Below are 18,510 nucleotides of genomic sequence, written 5' to 3'. Positions count from 1 at the left end.
GCGAGCAAAGCGCGTAGACCAGGCGCGAAAAGGAGAGGAGATGAGGAGCATTCGAGGCATTGCCCGGCTCGCGGCCGGGTGTCTGTGCATCACCGCCGGTTCGGCGGTGGCGGACGGTTTCCCGACCCGCCCGCTTCGCGTCATCGTCGGCTACCAGCCGGGCGGGGCCGCCGATCTCGTGGCGCGGGTGGCGGCCGAAGGGCTGGGCGCCAAACTGGGCCAGCAGGTGGTGGTGGAGAACCGCCCGGGCGCGGGCGGGTTGATCGCCAACGAGATGGTCGCGGCGTCATCGCCCGACGGCTATACGCTGCTGCTGGTGAATTCGTCGTTCGCCTATCTGCCCACGATGTATTCGAAGCTGAAGTTCGACACCGTCAAGGACTTCGCGCCCGTCGCGCTGCTGGCGACGACGCAGAACGTGCTGGTGGTCAACGCCAATTTGCCGGCGAAGAACGTGAAGGAACTCGTAGCCCTGGCCAAGGCCAGGCCCGGCAAGCTGACCTATGCCTCGGGCGGTCCGGGCGGCTCCACCCATCTGTCGACGGAATTGTTCAAGAGCATGACCGGCACCGACATTCTGCACATTCCCTACAAGGGCAATGCGCCGTCCATCGCCGATCTCAGCTCCGGGCAGGTCGACATGACCATCGGCCCCATCCCGGCGCTGCTGCCCTTCATCAACGGCGGCGCGAACGGCAAGCTGCGCGCGCTGGCCACCAGCGGCGCCCAGCGCACGCCCATGCTGCCCGACCTGCCGACCATTGCCGAGGCGGGTGTGCCGGGCTACGACGCGGGGTCCTGGTACGGCTTCATGGTGGCAGCCAAGACACCCAAGGATATCCGCGACAAGCTGGAGCAGGCGCTGTTGGCGGTCGGCAAGTCGGACAAGTTCATCGAGCAGTTGAAGAGCGCGGGCGCGGAGCCGTCGGTGATGCCGGCCGACGAGTTTCGGCGCTTCGTTGCGAGCGAGACCGACAAGTGGGGAAAGATCATCCGGGAAACCGGCATCCGGGGCGATTGAGCACCCGCCGCAAGGAGCACTTCATGGTTGACACCACGCGCGCGGCGCAGCGCCCGCGCAGCATGTTCGAGAAGATCTGGGCCCGCCACGTCATCACCGAGCGCGAGGGTGGCGAGTCGCTGATCTACATCGACCGGAACTTCGTGCACGAAGGGCCGTTCTATGCCTTCGACGGCCTGCGGCTGGAGAACCGCAAGATCCACCGCCCGCTCAAGCAGTTCGCGATCGCCGACCACTACGCGCCCACACAGCATCGCGAAGCGGGCGTGGTGGCCATCCAGGATCCGGACATCCGGAGAATGATCGAACAGCTCGAACAGAACGCCCGCGATTTCGGCGTGCCGCTGATCGGCATGACCGATCCGCGCCAGGGCATCATGCACGTCGTCGCTGCCGAACTGGCCCTGGTGCAGCCGGGCATGATCACGACGGCGGCGGATTCGCACACGACCAGCATAGGCGCGTTCGGCGCGCTGGCCTTCGGCGTGGGGGCGTCCGAGATCAAGCACATACTGGCGACGCAGTCGCTCTGGTTCCGCAAGCCGAAGACGATGCGGGTCACCGTGGCGGGAAGCTTGTCCCGGGGCGTGGCGGCCAAGGATGTGATCCTGGCGGTTGTCGGCAGGGTGGGGCTGTCCGGCGGGACGGGCCACGTCATCGAGTACGCGGGGCCGGCCATCAGCGGGATGACGATGGACGAGCGCATGACGATCTGCAACATGTCGATCGAAATGGGCGCGAGGGCCGGCATGGTGGCGCCCGACGAGACCACCTTCGCCTACCTGAAGGGACGCCAGTACGCCCCCCCGCCCGAGTACTGGGACCAGGCGCTGGCGTTCTGGCGCGGACTGCCGACCGAGCCCGGCGCGCACTTCGACCAGGAGCTTGCCCTGGATGCCTCGCGGATCGAGCCCATGGTCACCTGGGGCAATCTGCCCGAGCACGCGCTGCCCATCAGCGCGCGGGTGCCGCACCCGGACGAAGCAGCCACCGAGAAGCAGCGCGGCCACTACGAACGCGCGCTGGCCTACATGCAGCTGGAGCCGGGCATGCGGCTCACCGACGTGGCCGTGGACCGCGTCTTCATCGGTTCGTGTACCAACGCCCGTTTCGAGGACCTGGCCGCGGCCGCCGAGATCCTGAAGGGCCGCCACGCGGTCGTGCCGGCCATGGTGTCGCCGGGCTCGACCGACGTGAAGCGCCGCGCCGAGGCGGCGGGGCTGGACCGCATCTTTAAGGAAGCCGGTTTCGAATGGCGCGATTCGGCCTGTTCGATGTGCGTCGGGTCGAACGGCGACTTCGCGCTGCCGGGCGAGCGTTGCGCATCGACGTCGCCGCGCAACTACGAGAACCGGCAGGGGCGCGGCGTGCGCACGCACCTGATGAGCCCGGCGATGGCGGCCGCAGCCGCCGTGACCGGCAGGCTGACCGACGTTCGCAACCTGGGCTAGGAGATCCCGCATGGAGCCGTTTACCCGCCTGACCGCCATCGCGGCGCCGCTGGACCGCGCCGACGTCGACACCGACATGCTGATTCCGCAGCGTTTCCTGCGCAAGCCCCTGACGGTGGGGTACCGCAGCTTCCTGTTCTACAACGACCGCTACGACGCCGCGGGCAAGCTCAAGGGCGACTTCCTGCTCGATCGCGAGCCCTATACCCAGGCGCGCATCATCGTCTCGGGGCCGAACTTCGGCTGCGGCTCGACGCGCGAAGGGGCGGTCTATGCCGTGGTCGATTTCGGCATCCGCGCCGTGATCGCGCCGAGCTTCGGGCCGTTCTACGCCAGCAACGCCTACCAGAACGGGCTGCTGCCTGTCGTGCTGCCCGAGGACGCGGTGCGCGGGCTGCTGGAACAATTGGCGGCCGAGCCGGGGGCCGAGATCACCATCGATCTGCCCAGCCAGACGGTGACCGATCCGGCGGGCAGGCAATACCGCTTCGAGATCGAGCCGGCCCGCAAGGAGCGCATGCTGGGCGGCATCGACGACATCGCGGCCACGGGCGAGTTCGCCCAGATGCGCGATGCCCTTGAACGCAAGCTCGAGGCCGAGACGCCCTGGCTGACCGGCAAGGAGCTGGCGGAGCTCACGTCGTGACGCATGCGCCGCTGACCGCCGCGCTGGGCGATTTCGTCGCGAACCTCCGGTACGAGGACATCCCGGAGGCGGCCGTGGCCATTGCCAAGCAGGGCATCGCCGACTGCGTGGGCGTGATGCTGGCCGGCTCGGCCGAGTCGGCCGTCGAAGCGGTCCGAAAAGGGTTCGCGCCAGACACCGCCGGAGGCGGCTCGTCGATCTGCTTCGGTCCGGCGCGGGCGCCCGCGCACGTCGCGGCCTGGGTGAACGGCACCGCCGCCCACGTGCTGGACTACGACGACGTGGCGCTCAAGGGCAGCCATCCGAGCGCGGTATTGGTGCCGGCCATCCTGGCCGAAGCCGAGGCGGTGGGCGCGAGCGGGCGCGACATGCTGCGGGCCTATGCGGCCGGGTTCGAAACCTGGGGCGAACTGATCTCGCGCGACAGTGGCAACTATCAGCGCAAGGGCTGGCATCCGACCGGCGTCTTCGGCGCCATGGGCGCGGCGGCGGCCTGCGCGGCCCTGCGCGGGGCGACGGCGCGGGAAGCGGCGCACGCCCTGGGCATCGCGGCCTCGCAGGCCAGCGGGGTGATGGCGAACCTGGGCTTCATGACCAAGCCCATGCATGCGGGCAAGGCGGCGGCCTGCGGCCTGCTTGCCGCGCGTTTCGCGGCCGCCGGGCTGACGGCCGCGCCGGACGCGATCGAGCACGAACAGGGCTATCTGGGCGCGCTGTCGCCCGCGGGCGAGATCGACCGCGAGCGCGCGCCGTCGCTGCCCCCCGCGCGCTGGCGCCTGGTCGAACAGGGCCTGGCGATCAAGCAGTACCCGGTCTGCTACCGCGCGCACCGCGCGATCGATGCCATGCTCGGGCTCGTCCGCGATCGCGGGCTGGAGGCCGACGCCGTCAAGGCGATCACCGTGCGGTTCAGTCCGTCGCACTCGGTGATCCTGAAGAATCACCGGCCCCGCACGGCCATCGACGCGAAGTTCAGCATCGAGTTCGCCCTGGCCTGCGCGCTGGTGGCGGGCAGGGTGGGGCTGCGCGACCTGGTCGACGAATTCGTGCTGAGCGAACCGATCCAGCGCCTGGTGCCGCGCGTGGCCATCGAGATCGAATCCGAGGAAATGCCGGGCACGTCGGGCTATGCGCCGTACGACCTGGTGCGCGTCGAGACCGCCGCTGGCGAGGCGATCGAGAGCGAGCACGTGCGCCACGCGCGCGGCGATCCCCAGGCGCCGCTCTCGGCCGACGCGTTGTGGACGAAATTCGAGGATTGCGCGCTGTGGTCCGGCCTGCCGCTGGATGCCCGCGCGCTTTTCGACAGACTGAACACGCTGGAGACCTGCCGCTCGGCGGCGGAGCTGCTGCGATGACCCGACTACTGATCGAATCGGAGATAGGCAATGAATCAGCCGGCAGATGCGGGATTCAAATCCTGGCTGTGCATCACGTGTGGCTTCATCTATGACGAGGCCGCGGGCCTGCCGGGCGAAGGCATCGCGCCGGGAACCCGCTGGGCCGACATCCCGGACGACTGGTCCTGCCCCGACTGCGGGGTGAGGAAGGTGGACTTCGAGATGGTGGAATTCGCCTGAACCCGCAGGGGAGCCTGCCGATTCCAATATATGAAATCACGTTCTTTGAATTGACCCCCATGCTATAGTCGTTCCACGTTCAACCCCCGATGTCGTATCGCTTTGGACAAGACCGCCGCCAAGACCCTGCGCGCATTCGAACACATGTGCCGCATCGAAAAATCCATCGGGGTCAGCGCGCTCGCCGCGAAGCTCGACATCACCAAGAGCAACGCGCACCGCATCCTGACCACGCTGGTCGAGACCGGCTACGTGCAGCAGCTGGAAAGCGGCGAGTACTTCCCGACGCTCAAGATCTGGGAACTGGGCAGCATGCTGCTCAGCCGGCTGGACTTTGTCCAGATCGCCAAGCCCCATCTTCGGCGCCTGAGCGAGGCCACGGGCGAACAGGTCTATCTGGCATCGATGAGCAGCGGCGCCGTCGTCTATCTGGACGTGATCGCCAGCAAGCATCCCATACGCACCTATGCCTCCATCGGCAGCGCGGCGCCCCTGCATTGCAGCGCGTCGGGCAAGGTGCTGCTGGCGTACAACCAGGCGCTGGCCGATGAATATCTCGCGGCGCCGCTGGAGAAATACACGCCGCGCACGGTGACCAAGGAGGCCGACCTGCGCAAGGTGCTCGACGAGGTACGCAAGAAGGGTTACGCCACGAATGACGGCGAGTGGCACGAAGGCGTATGCGGCGCGTCCGCGCCCGTCCATACGGCTTTTCGCGAAGGCGTGGCGGCCGTCGGCATCTCGGCGTTGAAGGAACGCACGCCGCGAACCAAGCTGATCCGCTTCGGCGAAGAACTCAGGCAGGTGTCGGTCCGCATCTCGCGTGAACTGGGCTATCACCCGGCCTTGCAGGTCCTAGGCTAGGTCCTTCAGCAGCTCGCGGGCGTTCGCCAGCCGGTCCAGTCCCAATACCCGGTCCACCAGACGTTGTGCCTGTTCACCGTCCAGAGGCTGCACGCCCGCCCGCAGGCAGTCGAGCGCCTTCTCGCTGCGGTCGGCCTCGGCCAGGGGCGCTTCCCGCGACCCGGGGATATGGGCGACGTGGCGTTCGCGCCGCTCTCCCGAATGCAGGCGGACCACGACGGTGGCGGCGCGGCCGTTACCCCAGGATTCGTCGACGTGGACCGTTACCCGGCGCGCAAGCGCAAGCGTGGCCGGATCCAGCACGGCTTCGGGTTCGATGTCGCCCACGCCGAAGCGCCCGCGCAGCATGGCCGCGGCGACCGAATACTGGACGCTGAATTGCGCGGCCACCTGTGGGTCGCTGGAGGGATCGAACGGCGCGCCCACCAGGCGATGGACGTAGGGAGAGATGGTGACGTCCAGGTCCGCGATCCCGGATGACTGAACCGGATGTTCCCGCGCCAGTTGCAGCGCCGCCTCGATCGCGGTGTGGTTGCAGGCGCAGCTCGGAAAACGCTTCACGCCGGTTTCCACGTGCGGATAGGACACGCCCAGGCCATCCAGCAGCCGGTCGGGTTCCCCCGGCTGGTACAGCTCGTAGAACCCGAACCGGCCTTCGAATGCCTGGCGCGCGGCGGTGATTCCCCGCGCGGCCAGCAGCGCGGCCAGGACGCCGCCCTGCGCGGCGAAGGCCGAGGAGTAGCGCTTGACCAGACTGCGTTCGATATTGGGCAACTGCGTCGAGCAGGCCTGGTTCACCGCGATGCCGAAGGCGTGCATGGTCTGTTCGGCGTCGAGCTTCATCAGGCGCGCCGCGGCCGCGGCGGCGCCCATGATCCCGTAGATCGAGGTCTGGTACCACCCCCGGTGCGGCAGCGCCGATGCGGCGCCCAGGCGGGTGACGATGTCGTTGCCCAGGACCAGCGCCGCCACCAGTTCCTGGCCCGTGGCGCCGTGCTGTTCGGCCACCGCCAGCGCGGCCGGCAGCACGACGCTGTCCGAATGCACGCTGCCGCGTTCGGAGGCCCGCATGCCGTCGAAGTCCAGCGCCGCGGCGGCGGCGCTGTTCAGGAAGGCGGCGGAGCGGGCGGGAATCTTCGCGCTGGTTGCCCAGACGGCGCTTTGCGGCTTGCCGCCTTCGTCGATGAGCGCTTCGCGCACGGGCGGGATGCCCGGCGCGGAGGTGCCGGCCCAGGCCACGGCCAGGGTGTCGAGCGCCATGTGCTTGGCGGCCAGGACGGCCGCCGGCGGCAGCGCGTCCCAGGGGGTGTCGATGACGTGGGCGGCGAGCCGGGCCGAGAGCGTGTCGGGCGACATGGCGGCGGCGCTCAGGCGGCCGCGGGCCGGACGGGCGCCAGCAGCCGTTCGGCGTTGCCCGAACGGATCAGCGCCTTGTCGGCGTCCGAGATGTCCGGGTTGGCGGCCAGGAGCTGGACGTCCTTGTACTTCATGCGGCCGCCCGGGTCGTCGTGCGGATAGTCGGTGGCGAACAGGAACTGCGAGGCGCCGAACAGGTTGACGGCTTCGGGCAGTTCCGCTTCCTCGGTCTCGATGGTGAAGAACAGGTTCTTCCTGAAGTAGTGGCTGGGCGCCTGCTTGTTCTTGGGCTTGTAGTCGTCGACCGAGACGATGCGCTTGCCGCCTTCCAGCTTGCGGTAGTTGAAGCGCGGCGCGGCGTCTTCGGATTCGTAGTCGACGATCTCGTTGTTGAAGACCGAGTCCAGGTGCGAGACCAGCGGCTTGATGAAGCCGACGCCGGCCTCGGTGAAGACGAATTTCAGATCGGGGAAGTCATCCAGCAGTCCGCTCGTGACGAGCGAGACCAGGCTCATCTGGCCTTCCTGCGGCGCCAGCACGTCCAGTCCGTTGAACTGATAGTTCAGCAGGTTGGTGATGCGGTGGCCGTGCTGGATGTTGTGCAGGAACAAAGGCATGCCCAGTTCCTCGGCCCGCTTGAAGAAGGGCCAGAGTTCGCGATGGTTGCCCAGCGGATCGGAATAGCAGTGCTCGTGCACCGGAAAGACCTTGTCCATGATCACGGCGCGAAAACCATTGGCGGCGGCCCACTCCATCTCGGCGATGGCGCCGTCCACGTCCTGCAGCGCGACCAGGGCGCCGCCGATGAGGCGGTCGGGATAGCGCTTGAGCAGGTTCAGGATGGACAGGTTCCAGGAATGGGCCATGGCCGTGGCAAGGCGAGGTTCGACCAGGTAGGAGAACACCGTCGCCGTGAGCTGGGGGAACAGGAACTGCTTCTCGATGCCCAGCTTGTCGTAGTCGGCCAGACGCTCCTCGATGTAGTAGGTGCCCCGGTAGCGCGAACCGGTGCCCGGCGGAGGCAGCGGCGTGGCTCCGGGGACGCGCGGCGGTTCTCCCGGGAACTGGACGTCGACCAGCAGTCCGGCGTCATCCCAGGTCAGGCGTGGGCGAAGCGCCTCGAACTCCGGTCCGAGGTAGTCGTAGACATCGGGAGGCAGGAAATGGGTGTCGGCATCGATGATCATGGCTGGGTCTCGTCCAATCGTTTCTCGGGCAACGTCTCGCTTGGCCGAAACGCGCTGGAAACAGACTACTCCGCGGGTTTGGCGCCCGCAATACTGATTTTCTAAATAATAGAACAGCTTTCCAAATTTATTGACAGTCTTGCCGCTTGTCCGTAAATTACCCAGCCAATACGTCGTATCGCCACGAGCGTTTTCTTCCCTCCCACCCTTACACCCAGCGGGCCCGCACATGATCATCGACATGGACACCCACATCCTTCCGCGTGACATCTACGACCATGTCACCGGCAAGACCGCCGACCTGCGGCCGAGATTCGAGTTCGACAACGCGGGCATCCTGGTGAACTGGAGCTTCCCCGGCAACTACATCGTCAAGGGCTCGACGCCGTTGCCGCCGCCCGGCGCCGGCGGCAGGCATGTCGGGCTGACCGACATGGAATATCGCCTGGAGGAATACGACAAGCTGGGCATCGAGAAGCAACTGCTGCTGCCGCAGTTCTCGGCGATCTATTTCAACTACACGCTGGATCCCGAGCTTGCCGGCCAGATGGCGCATTCCTACAACCTGTCCATCCTCAATCTGCTGCAGAAGTACCCCGGCCGCCTGATCGGCTCCGCGCTGGTCGCGCTGCAGGACGTGGACGGTGCCATCGCCGAAATGGAATGGGCCCGCAAGAACGGCTTCCAGTCGGTCGCGGTCGACAAGGTGTTTCCCGTGCGCGAGCACCAGTTCTCGGAAACGCTGGGCAGCCGGCGCGAGCTGTGGCCCTTCTTCAAGCGAGCCGAGGCGCTGGGCATGCCTATCGTCCTGCACAACATCCAGCACGGCCATCGCATCAGCAACCTCAACATCTTCCAGCGCGACGGGCTGGACGTGGCGTCGCCGGCAGAAGGCCAGCTCAGCCTGATGTCGCTGTGCACCAGCGGACTGTTCGACGATTGCCCCAACCTGAAGGTGGTGTTCACCGAGGCCGGTTCGGCCTTCATCAGGCCGCTGGTGGAGCGTTTCGACGCGGCCTATGTGAAGCCGCCGCTCAACTACGAGGACGAGGACGCGCAGGCTCGCTTCCATCGCCGCGTCAAGCCGGGGGCCGAGCGCCTGTCGGCCGGCAAGCGCATCACCTCGGTCGAGGAATACGAAAGCCGCAACAAGGAGCCCGCCAGCTACTACTTCCGGAAGAACCTGTTCTTCACCATCGAGACGGAAGAACCCGAACTGCCGGATTCCATCGCGTTCCTGGGCGCCTCGCAGTTCCTGTTCGCCACCGACTATCCGCACGACGATCCGGGCGGCCGCATGAAGTACAAGGACGTCCAGCTCCTGCACGACCACCCCGGCATTTCCGAGGAAGACAAGGACATCATCCGCAGCGGCTCGGCCCTCGACATGCTGCCGGCCTGAACGGCCCACACACTTACCGGCTAGGGAGCGAGGATGGCTATCCAGACTGATGTGCTGATCGTCGGCGGCGGAAACGCCGCATTGTGCGCGGCGCTGGCGGCACGCGCGCACGGCGTCTCGGTGATGGTGCTCGAACGGGCGCCCGAGGACGAGCGGGGCGGCAACAGCCGCTTCACCGAAGGTTCGATGCGCTTCGCCTTCAACGGCGTGGACGACCTGCTGAAGGTCGTGCCCGACCTGACCGAGGACGAGAAGCAGAACACCGACTTCGGCGCCTACACCGAGGACGATTTCTTCGACGATCTTTTCCGCGTCACCGATTTCCGCAGCGATCCCGACCTGGCCGAGGTCCTGGTCAGGCGCAGCTTCGACACCGTGTGCTGGCTGCGTTCGCTGGGGCTGCGCTACGTGCCCAAGTACGGCAAGCAGGCCTACAAGATGGGCGGCCGCTTCAAGTTCTCCGGCGGGGTCGTGGTGGAGGTGGTGGGGGGCGGCGCGGGCCTGGTCGACTCGCTCTACAAGCTGGTCGCAGATCGTGGCGTCGACGTGCGCTACAACGCCCGCGCGCTGTCCCTGCTGGCCGACGACAGCGGCGTCCACGGCGTTCGCGCCCGCATCGACGGCAAGACCCAGGATATCGAAAGCCACGCGGTGATCCTGGCCTGTGGCGGCTTCGAGGCCAACGCGGAATGGCGCGCCCGTTACCTGGGGCCGGGCTGGGACCTGGCCAAGGTGCGCGGGTCGCGCTTCAACACCGGCGACGGACTGCGCATGGCGATCGACGCCGGCGCGCTGCCGGTCGGCAACTGGTCGGGCTGCCACGTGGTCGCGGGCGACCTGAACGCGCCGAATTATGGCGACCTCAAGTTCGGCGATGCCTTCCAGAAGCACAGCTACCCGTTCGGCGTGCTGGTCAATGCCGAAGGCAAGCGCTTCTTCGACGAAGGCTACGACTTCCGCATGTACACCTATGTGGAATGCGGGCTGGCGCTGGCGCGCCAACCCAAGCAACTGGCCTACCAGGTGTTCGACGGCAAGGTGCTGCATCTGCTGCGCGACGAATACCGGCTGCGCAGCGTGACCAAGGTGCGCGCCGACACCCTGGAAGAGCTGGCCGAGAGCCTGGAAGGGGTCAACCCCCAGCAGTTCCTGGCCACGATACGGGAGTACAACGCGGCGGTCCGCACCGACCGCGCATTCGACCCGAACAGCAAGGACGGGCGCTGCACGGAAGGCCTTGCCCTGAACAAGTCGAACTGGGCCAATACCCTCGACGAAGGTCCGTTCGAGGCCTATCCGGTCACCACCGGCATCACGTTCACCTTCGGCGGGCTCAAGATCAATGCCCGTGCCGAAGTGGAGGACGTCGATGCGCGCGTCATCCCGGGCCTCTACACGGCCGGCGAGATGGTGGGGGGACTGTTCTATTCGAACTACCCCGGCGGCAGCGGCCTGATCTCGGGCTCCGTCTTCGGGCGGGTCGCGGGCGACGCCGCCGCGGAATACGTGCGTTCGCGCTAGATCCCATGGAAACAACCGGTTTCGCCGACGGCGACGAGATCCGCACCCGGTTCTCCCGCCGCATGTCGGAAATGTACCGGCGCGAGGTACCGCAGTACGGCGCGCTGCTCGACCTAGTCGCGGACGTCAATGCCGCCGCGCTGCGGCGCGATCCGTCGTTGCGCGAGCGCCTGGCGCGCGCCGGAGAGCTGGAGCGCCTGGGTGTCGAGCGCCATGGCGCGATTCGCCTCGGCTCCGCCGGGGAGCTCGCCACGATGCGGCGCGTCTTCGCCGTCATGGGCATGCAGCCTGTCGGCTACTACGATCTGTCGATCGCGGGCGTGCCCGTGCACGCCACCGCCTTTCGCCCCGTGGACGACTCGTCCCTGGCGCGCAATCCGTTCCGGGTGTTCACGTCGCTGTTGCGCCTGGATCTGATCGAGGATGCCGGCCTGCGCCGGGTCGCGACGGAAATCCTGGAACGGCGCCGGATCTTCACCCCCCGTCTGCTGGCCCTGGTCGAGCGGGCGGAAGGGCAGGGCGGGCTGGCCGGAACCGAGGCCGACGAACTGGTGGCCGAGGCGCTGCAGACCTTCCGCTGGCACAGCGCGGCCACGGTGGACAAGGCGACCTACGCCAGGCTGCACGATGCCCATCGCCTGGTTGCCGACGTCGTCTGCTTCAAGGGACCGCACATCAATCACCTGACGCCGCGCACGCTGGACATCGATGCCGTGCAGGCGGCGATGCCGGCGCGGGGCATCGCCGCCAAGACGGTGATCGAAGGGCCGCCGCCGCGCAAGGTGGCGCTGCTGCTCAGGCAGACCAGTTTCAAGGCGCTGGAGGAGCGCATCGCCTTCGCGGGCGAGGACATCCGGGCGCCGGGCACCCATACCGCCCGCTTCGGCGAAATCGAGCAGCGCGGCGTGGCGCTGACCCGCAAGGGCCGCGCGCGCTATGACGCGCTGCTGGCGCGCGCCCGGCGCGGCGCGTCGGGGCAGGATTACGCCGGCCGGCTGGCCGGCGCGTTCAAGGACTTCCCCGACGATCTGCCCACGCTGCGGCGCGAGGGGCTGGCTTTCTTCCGCTATGCGCGCACCGGCCGGGGCAACCGGGACGGCGTCAGCGCGCGCCTGCCCCTGGAGACGCAAATCGAGCGCGGCCTGGTCCGGGCCGATCCCATCGTCTACGAAGACTTCCTGCCGGTAAGCGCCGCGGGCATCTTCCAGTCGAACCTGGGCGAAACCGGACCACGCAGCTATGCCGGCAACGCCGCGCAAGCGGCGTTCGAGCAAGCCCTGGGGGCGCCGGTGCTGGACGAAATCGCGCTGTACGAGGCGGCACAGGCCCGTTCGCTCGACGCGCTCGCGCAAAGGTGAGGCTATGAAGGTATTGGTCGCGGTCAAGCGGGTGGTGGACTACAACGTGAAGGTCCGCGTCAAGGCGGACGGCTCCGGCGTGGACATCGCCAATGCGAAGATGAGCATGAATCCTTTCGACGAGATCGCCGTCGAGGAAGCCGTCCGGCTCAAGGAAAAAGGCATCGCCACCGAGGTCGTGGCCGTCTCCTGCGGCGTCGCCGCGTGCCAGGAGACCTTGCGCACGGCCATGGCCATGGGCGCCGACCGAGGTATCCTGGTCGAGACCGACGAAGCACTGCAGCCGCTGGCCGTGGCCAAGCTGCTCAAGGCGCTGGCCGATCGGGAACAGCCGCAGCTCATGCTGCTGGGCAAGCAGGCCATCGACGACGACGCGAACCAGACGGGCCAGATGCTGGCGGCGTTGGCGGATCTGCCGCAGGCGACCTTCGCGGGCCGGATCGAGCTGCGGGACGGCGAGGCGGTGGTCACCCGCGAGGTGGACAAGGGCGTGGAGACCGTCGTGCTCTCCCTGCCCGCCGTCGTCACCGTCGATCTGAGGTTGAATGCGCCGCGTTTCGTCACCTTGCCCAACGTCATGAAGGCCAGGAAGAAGGCCATCGAGGTCGTCAAGCCCGACGAGCTCGGGGTCCAGGCCGGATCGCGCCTGCGCACGATCCGTGTCACCGAGCCGCGTCCGCGCACGGCGTCCGCCAGGGTGCCCGACGTGGCGACGCTGGTCGACAGGTTGCGCAACGAAGCCAAGGTCCTTTGAGGGAGAGTCGCATGGCCGCACTCGTCGTTGCCGAGCACGACAACGTTTCCATCGGTTCCGCCACGCTGTATACCATCGCGGCGGCCGCCGCCTGTGGCGGCGAGGTCCACGTATTGGTGGCGGGCAGCGGGGTGGACGCAGCCGCGCGGGCCGCTTCCCGGATCGCCGGCGTGGCCCGGGTACTGCAGGCCGAGGCGCCCTGCCTGGCCGATGGCCTGGCCGAAAACGTCGCGGCCCAGGTGCTTGCCGTGGCGGGCGGCTACAGCCACATTCTCTTTCCCGCGAACGCCAGCGGCAAGAGCGTCGCGCCCCGCGTCGCCGCGAAGCTCGACGTCTCCCAGATCAGCGACATCGTCCGCGTGGAAAGCGCGGACACCTTCGAGCGGCCCATCTATGCCGGCAACGCGCTGGCCACGGTGCAGAGCGACGATCCCGTCAAGGTGATCACCGTGCGTGCCACGGGCTTCGATCCGGTGGCGGCGACGGGCGCAGACGCGCCGATCGAAGCCATACCGGCGGTGGCCGGCCACGGCAAGAGCCGCTTCGCCGGGCGTGAGATCAGCAGCAGCGACCGCCCCGACCTGACCGCGGCGAAGGTCGTGGTGTCGGGCGGCCGCGGCCTGGGCAGCGCCGACCGGTTCCGCGAGATCATCGCTCCGCTGGCCGACAAGCTGGGCGCGGCGATCGGCGCCAGCCGCGCCGCCGTCGATGCCGGCTATGCCCCGCACGACCTGCAGGTGGGCCAGACCGGCAAGGTCGTGGCGCCGCAGCTCTATATTGCCACGGGCATCTCGGGCGCCATCCAGCACCTGGCGGGCATGAAGGATTCCAAGGTGATCGTGGCGATCAACAAGGACGGCGAGGCGCCGATCTTCGGCGTTGCCGACTATGGGCTGGAGGCCGACCTGTTCGAGGCGGTCCCGGAACTGCTGGCGCGGCTCTGACGCCTTTGCGCAAGGAATGCCATGTTTGATTTCCTGCGTTCCACCCCGCCCGTCCACGATCCGCTCGAGCCGCCCGCGCCCGGCGCCGCGAACGAGGTCAAGCACACGACCTGCTACATGTGCGCCTGCCGCTGCGGCATCCGCGTACACCTGCGCGATGGCGAGGTCCGCTACATCGACGGCAATCCGGACCATCCGCTGAACCAGGGGAAGATCTGCGCCAAGGGCTCGTCCGGCATCATGAAGCAGCACTCGCCCGCGCGGCTCACGGTGCCGCTCAAGCGCCGGCCGGGCACCGCCCGCGGCGACGGGGAATACGTCGAGATTTCCTGGGACGAGGTCTATGCCATCCTGACCGAGCGCCTGGGCCGCATCCGCGCCACCGACCCCAAGCGCTTCGCGCTGTTCACGGGCCGCGACCAGATGCAGGCCCTGACGGCGCTCTGGGCGCGCCAGTTCGGCACCCCCAACTACGCCGCGCATGGCGGATTCTGTTCGGTCAACATGGCCGCGGGCATGATCTACAGCATAGGCGGCTCGTTCTGGGAGTTCGGCGGCCCGGACCTGGAGCATGCCAGGCTGTTCGTCATGATAGGCACCGCCGAGGACCACCATTCCAATCCGCTGAAGACCGCGATCTCGAAGTTCAAGCGCGCCGGCGGCCGCTTCATCTCCATCAATCCCGTGCGCACCGGGTACTCCGCCATCGCCCATGAATGGATCCCGATACGGCCAGGGACCGACGGGGCGCTTTTCATGGCGCTGATCCGGGAACTGATCGCCACGGGCGAATTCGACCGCGATTTCGTCGCCCGCCATACCAATGCCATGGACCTGGTCGATCTGGACAGCGGCCTTATCGTCGGCACGGGCGACGCGCTGGAGGGCGAGCGCGAGGTGGCGGGCAAGCCCGCCAGGCCCGCCTTCGAGCTCCTGCGCGAACGCGTGGCGGACTGTACGCCGGAATGGGCCAGCGCCATCACCGGCATCCCGGCGGCGCGCATCGTCGCTCTGGCCCGCGAGATGGGCGAGACAGCCATGCGCGGCGCGTTCGAACTGCCCATTCCCTGGACGGATACCGACGGCGTGGAGCATGCCGGCGTCGTCGCCCGTCCCGTGGCGTTCCACGCGATGCGGGGCCTGGCTGCGCACTCCAACGGCTTCCAGACCATTCGCGCGCTGGCCATCCTGATGAGCCTGCTGGGCACGATAGACCGGCCCGGAGGCTTCCGCCACAAGGCACCGTTCCCGAAGGCCATCCCGCCGGGCGTGCGGCCGCCGAACTCCTGGGACCAGGTGCGGCCGATGACGCCGCTGGGCGCCGCCCCGCTGGGATTCCCGGCCGGCCCCGACGACCTTGCCGTCGGGCCGGACGGCGAACCGATACGGATAGACAAGGGGTTCTCGTGGGAGCATCCGCTCTCGGCCCACGGCCTGATGCACAACGTCATCACCAACGCCTGGCGCGGCGATCCGTACCGCATCGACACCCTGCTGATCTTCATGGCGAACATGGCGTGGAACTCGACCATGAACACCACCCAGGTGCGGGCCATGCTGAACGACCGCGACCCGGGCGGCGAATACCGGATTCCCTTCATCGCGGTGTGCGATGCATTCGCTTCGGAGATGACCCAGTACGCCGACCTGATCCTGCCCGACACCACCTACCTGGAGCGGCACGACGCGATGTCGCTGCTCGATCGGCCGATTTCCGAGTTCGACGGCCCGGTGGACTCCGTGCGCATACCCGTGGTCGCACCGAAAGGGCAGTGCAAGCCTTTCCAGGAGGTGCTGATCGAACTGGGCTGGCGCCTGAAGCTGCCGGTGTTCACCGACCCGGACGGCGGGCGCAAGTACCAGGGCTACGAAGACTTCATCGTCCGCTACGAGACCGCGCCCGGCTCGGGCATCGGCTTCCTGGGCGGCTGGCGCGGCGCGAACGGCGACAAATCGCTGGTCGGCGAGCCCAATCCGCGCCAGTGGGAAAAGTATGCCGAGAACCATTGCGTGTTCCATCACGAGCTGCCGCCCGGCATGCAGTACATGCGCAACTGGAACCGCGACTATCTTGCCTTTGCCCGGCAGGCCGGATTCAACGGCGCGCCCGAGCCCATCCGCATCCATCTGTACTCGCCGGTCATGCAGGAATTCCGGCTGGCCGCCCAGGGCCGGCGCGCGGGCAAGCAGCCGCCGCCGCACCTGCGCGCGCGCATCGAACGCCACTTCGATCCGCTGCCTTTCTGGTCGCCGCCGCTCGAATACGCCGCGACCGATCTCGAGAAATATCCGCTCAACGCCATCACGCAGCGGCCCATGGCCATGTATCACTCGTGGGATTCGCAGAATGCCTGGCTGCGCCAGATCCACAGCCACAACTACCTCATGGTCAATCCGGCCACGGCGCGCGCCGCCGGAATCGAGGACGGCGGATGGATATGGGTCGAGTCGCAGTGGGGCCGGCTGCGATGCATGTGCCGCTACAGCGAGGCGGTCGAGCCCGGCACCGTCTGGACCTGGAACGCCATCGGCAAGTCGCGCGGCGCCTGGAACCTGGGGCCGCAGGCGGACGAATCCAGCAAGGGCTTCCTGCTCAACCATTTGATCTCGGAAGAGCTGCCCCTGCCGGGCGGGGGCCCGGTCGGAACGGTTTCCAACAGCGATCCGGTCACTGGCCAGGCCGGATGGTACGACGTCCGCGTGCGCATCAGTCCGGCGGACCCCGGCGAACCCAAGGAGGTCTGGCCACGGTTCCCCGCCATGAAGCAGATGCCGGGCACCGGCATCATCCGCAAGGTCCAGGCCTATTTCGCCGGCAACAAGTGATCCCATGACCCAACTCGCGCTAGTCATCGATCTGGACGTCTGCGTGGGCTGCCACGCCTGCGTGACCTCCTGCAAGCAATGGAACACCTCCGGCTCGGCCGGTCCGCTGGAGGACGCGAATCCTTACGGCGAAAGCCCGAGCGGCACGTTCTTCAATCGCGTGCAGACCTTCGAGGTGGGTGAGTTCCCGCTGACCGAAACACTGCATTTCCCCAAGAGCTGCCTGCACTGCGAGGATCCGCCCTGCGTGCCCGTTTGCCCCACTGGCGCATCGTACAAGCGCAAGGAGGACGGCATCGTGCTGGTGGACTACGACAAGTGCATAGGCTGCAAGTACTGTTCGTGGGCCTGTCCGTACGGCGCGCGCGAACTCGACGAAGGGCGCAAGGTGATGACCAAGTGCACGCTGTGCGTGGACCGCGTCCATAACGAAGCGCTGCCCGAGAGCGAGCGCAAGCCGGCCTGCGTGATGGCCTGTCCGACCAATGCACGGCTGTTCGGCGACGTGCACGACGAGGATTCCGAGGTATCGCGGGCGATACGCGAGCGCGACGGCTACACCTTGATGCCGGAGTGGGGCACCCGGCCGGCCAATCACTACCTGCCGCGCCGGAGCCGCCCATGAAGCCCGCCTGGTCGGTCATCTTCCTGACCACGCTGTGCGGCATGGCGCAGGGCCTGATGCTGGCGCTGGTCGGCGCGGACGTGTTCGGCGCGCCGCTCGAGCCGCTGGCGGCACAGCGTTTCTTCGGCGGCGGGGCGCTGCTGTGCGTGGCGCTGGCGGGCCTGGGGCTGTTCGCGTCGTTCTTCCACCTGGGGCGGCCGGAACGCTTCTGGCGCAGCGCGGCCATGTGGCGCACGTCGTGGCTGTCGCGCGAGGTGATCGCCGTGCCGGCCTTCATCGGCGCCGCGTCGTGGTATGCGTGGGCCCACCATGCCGGACAGGGCTACGCCCCGGCGGTGGGGCTGCTGTGCGTGGCCTGCGCGCTGGCGCTGTGGGTGTGCACGGCGATGATCTACGCGTGCCTGCGCTTCATCCGCGAATGGGCCAGCCCTTACACCCTGGCCAACTTCGCCGTACTGGGCTGCGCGTCGGGCTTCACCGCGGCGTCGGGCTGGGCGGCGTGGATGGCGCCCGGCTGGATGCCGGCCTACCTGTCGGCCGCTTATGTGACGCTGGCCGCCGGCCTGGCGGTCCGGTTGCTGATGCTGCGCCGCAATGCGCGGCTGCGGCCGGTGTCCACCTTGCAGAGCGCGCTGGGCGTCCGGCATCCTGCGATCGCGCAGAAATCCATGGGCGCGATGGGCGGCACCTTCAACACGCGCGAGTTCTTCCATGGCCGCAGCGCGGCCGTGATCCGCGGCGTGCGCTGGGCGTTCCTGCTGCTGCTGTTTCCCGGTTCGGCGCTGCTGCTGGCGTGGGGGCAGCTTCGGGCCAGCGGCATGCTGATGGCGGCGGCGCTGGCGGTGCAGTACCTGGGACTGCTGGCGGAGCGGTGGTTCTTCTTCGCGCAGGCCAACCATCCGCAAAACCTGTACTACCAGGTGATCTCGTAGGGCCTGCTTGAAAAGCCTGTTCGGCGAAGCCGTCTATGATCGT

16 protein-coding genes are annotated in these 18,510 nt (G+C 67.7%); 14 read left to right on the top strand and 2 right to left on the bottom strand.

The window, feature by feature from the left end:
• Window positions 1-40 precede the first annotated feature (40 nt).
• The 6 genes from WKR98_RS21765 (at window position 41) to WKR98_RS21740 (ending at window position 5,562) form a co-directional block, all read left to right on the top strand.
• Window positions 41-1,021: a Bug family tripartite tricarboxylate transporter substrate binding protein gene (locus tag WKR98_RS21765; RefSeq protein ID WP_161567905.1), complete on the top strand. Its 981-nt coding sequence runs from the start codon at window positions 41-43 to the stop codon at window positions 1,019-1,021.
• 23 nt (window positions 1,022-1,044) lie between these two features.
• Window positions 1,045-2,472 (top strand): 3-isopropylmalate dehydratase large subunit, encoded by a 1,428-nt coding sequence (leuC, locus tag WKR98_RS21760; RefSeq protein WP_341434657.1) that lies wholly within the window; start codon window positions 1,045-1,047, stop codon window positions 2,470-2,472.
• A 10-nt stretch (window positions 2,473-2,482) separates the two neighbouring features.
• Window positions 2,483-3,118: a 3-isopropylmalate dehydratase small subunit gene (gene leuD / locus WKR98_RS21755; protein WP_341434656.1), complete on the top strand. Its 636-nt coding sequence runs from the start codon at window positions 2,483-2,485 to the stop codon at window positions 3,116-3,118.
• Entirely contained in the window at window positions 3,115-4,476 is a 1,362-nt protein-coding gene (locus WKR98_RS21750; protein WP_341434655.1) for an MmgE/PrpD family protein, read from the top strand. The genes leuD and WKR98_RS21750 overlap by 4 nt, the downstream gene beginning before the upstream one ends.
• 30 nt (window positions 4,477-4,506) lie before the next feature.
• Window positions 4,507-4,698, top strand: a complete 192-nt coding sequence (locus WKR98_RS21745; RefSeq protein WP_124690879.1) for a rubredoxin — start codon at window positions 4,507-4,509, stop codon at window positions 4,696-4,698.
• A 102-nt stretch (window positions 4,699-4,800) separates the two neighbouring features.
• The gene (locus WKR98_RS21740; RefSeq protein WP_341434654.1) at window positions 4,801-5,562 is read left to right on the top strand and encodes an IclR family transcriptional regulator; all 762 of its coding nucleotides are present in this window, start codon (window positions 4,801-4,803) and stop codon (window positions 5,560-5,562) included.
• Here WKR98_RS21740 and WKR98_RS21735 read toward each other — a convergent pair.
• A complete protein-coding gene (locus tag WKR98_RS21735; RefSeq protein ID WP_341434653.1) occupies window positions 5,554-6,918 on the bottom strand; it encodes an MmgE/PrpD family protein in 1,365 nt (454 codons plus the stop codon). The genes WKR98_RS21740 and WKR98_RS21735 overlap by 9 nt on opposite strands.
• An 11-nt stretch (window positions 6,919-6,929) precedes the next feature.
• A complete protein-coding gene (locus tag WKR98_RS21730) occupies window positions 6,930-8,105 on the bottom strand; it encodes an amidohydrolase family protein (protein ID WP_341434652.1) in 1,176 nt (391 codons plus the stop codon).
• Window positions 8,106-8,334: 229 nt separating this feature from the next.
• On the opposite strand from WKR98_RS21730, the gene WKR98_RS21725 reads away from it, so the two are divergent.
• The 8 genes from WKR98_RS21725 to WKR98_RS21690 are packed head-to-tail and all read left to right on the top strand — an operon-like array spanning window position 8,335 to window position 18,467.
• On the top strand, window positions 8,335-9,507 hold the full coding sequence (locus tag WKR98_RS21725) for an amidohydrolase family protein (protein ID WP_124690875.1): 1,173 nt from the start codon (window positions 8,335-8,337) through the stop codon (window positions 9,505-9,507).
• A 33-nt stretch (window positions 9,508-9,540) separates the two neighbouring features.
• The gene (gene tcuA, locus WKR98_RS21720) at window positions 9,541-11,028 is read left to right on the top strand and encodes an FAD-dependent tricarballylate dehydrogenase TcuA (protein WP_124690874.1); all 1,488 of its coding nucleotides are present in this window, start codon (window positions 9,541-9,543) and stop codon (window positions 11,026-11,028) included.
• A 5-nt stretch (window positions 11,029-11,033) separates the two neighbouring features.
• On the top strand, window positions 11,034-12,386 hold the full coding sequence (gene hglS / locus WKR98_RS21715; protein ID WP_341434651.1) for a 2-oxoadipate dioxygenase/decarboxylase HglS: 1,353 nt from the start codon (window positions 11,034-11,036) through the stop codon (window positions 12,384-12,386).
• Between the two features lie 4 nt (window positions 12,387-12,390).
• On the top strand, window positions 12,391-13,140 hold the full coding sequence (locus WKR98_RS21710; RefSeq protein ID WP_124690872.1) for an electron transfer flavoprotein subunit beta/FixA family protein: 750 nt from the start codon (window positions 12,391-12,393) through the stop codon (window positions 13,138-13,140).
• An 11-nt stretch (window positions 13,141-13,151) separates the two neighbouring features.
• Complete coding sequence (locus WKR98_RS21705; RefSeq protein WP_341434650.1) at window positions 13,152-14,084, top strand: electron transfer flavoprotein subunit alpha/FixB family protein; 933 nt, start codon at window positions 13,152-13,154, stop codon at window positions 14,082-14,084.
• A 21-nt stretch (window positions 14,085-14,105) separates the two neighbouring features.
• Window positions 14,106-16,910, top strand: coding sequence for a molybdopterin oxidoreductase family protein (locus WKR98_RS21700; RefSeq protein ID WP_341434649.1), 2,805 nt, complete (start codon window positions 14,106-14,108; stop codon window positions 16,908-16,910).
• Window positions 16,911-16,914: 4 nt separating this feature from the next.
• A complete protein-coding gene (locus tag WKR98_RS21695) occupies window positions 16,915-17,535 on the top strand; it encodes a 4Fe-4S dicluster domain-containing protein (RefSeq protein WP_124690869.1) in 621 nt (206 codons plus the stop codon).
• Complete coding sequence (locus tag WKR98_RS21690) at window positions 17,532-18,467, top strand: dimethyl sulfoxide reductase anchor subunit family protein (RefSeq protein ID WP_341434648.1); 936 nt, start codon at window positions 17,532-17,534, stop codon at window positions 18,465-18,467. The genes WKR98_RS21695 and WKR98_RS21690 overlap by 4 nt, the downstream gene beginning before the upstream one ends.
• Window positions 18,468-18,510 lie beyond the last annotated feature (43 nt).

This window comes from Pigmentiphaga sp. YJ18 (genome assembly GCF_038066655.1).
GTDB lineage: Bacteria > Pseudomonadota > Gammaproteobacteria > Burkholderiales > Burkholderiaceae_B > Pigmentiphaga.
The sequence above is the reverse complement of the archived record's forward strand: the minus strand, read 5'-3'. Positions and strand labels throughout refer to the sequence as shown.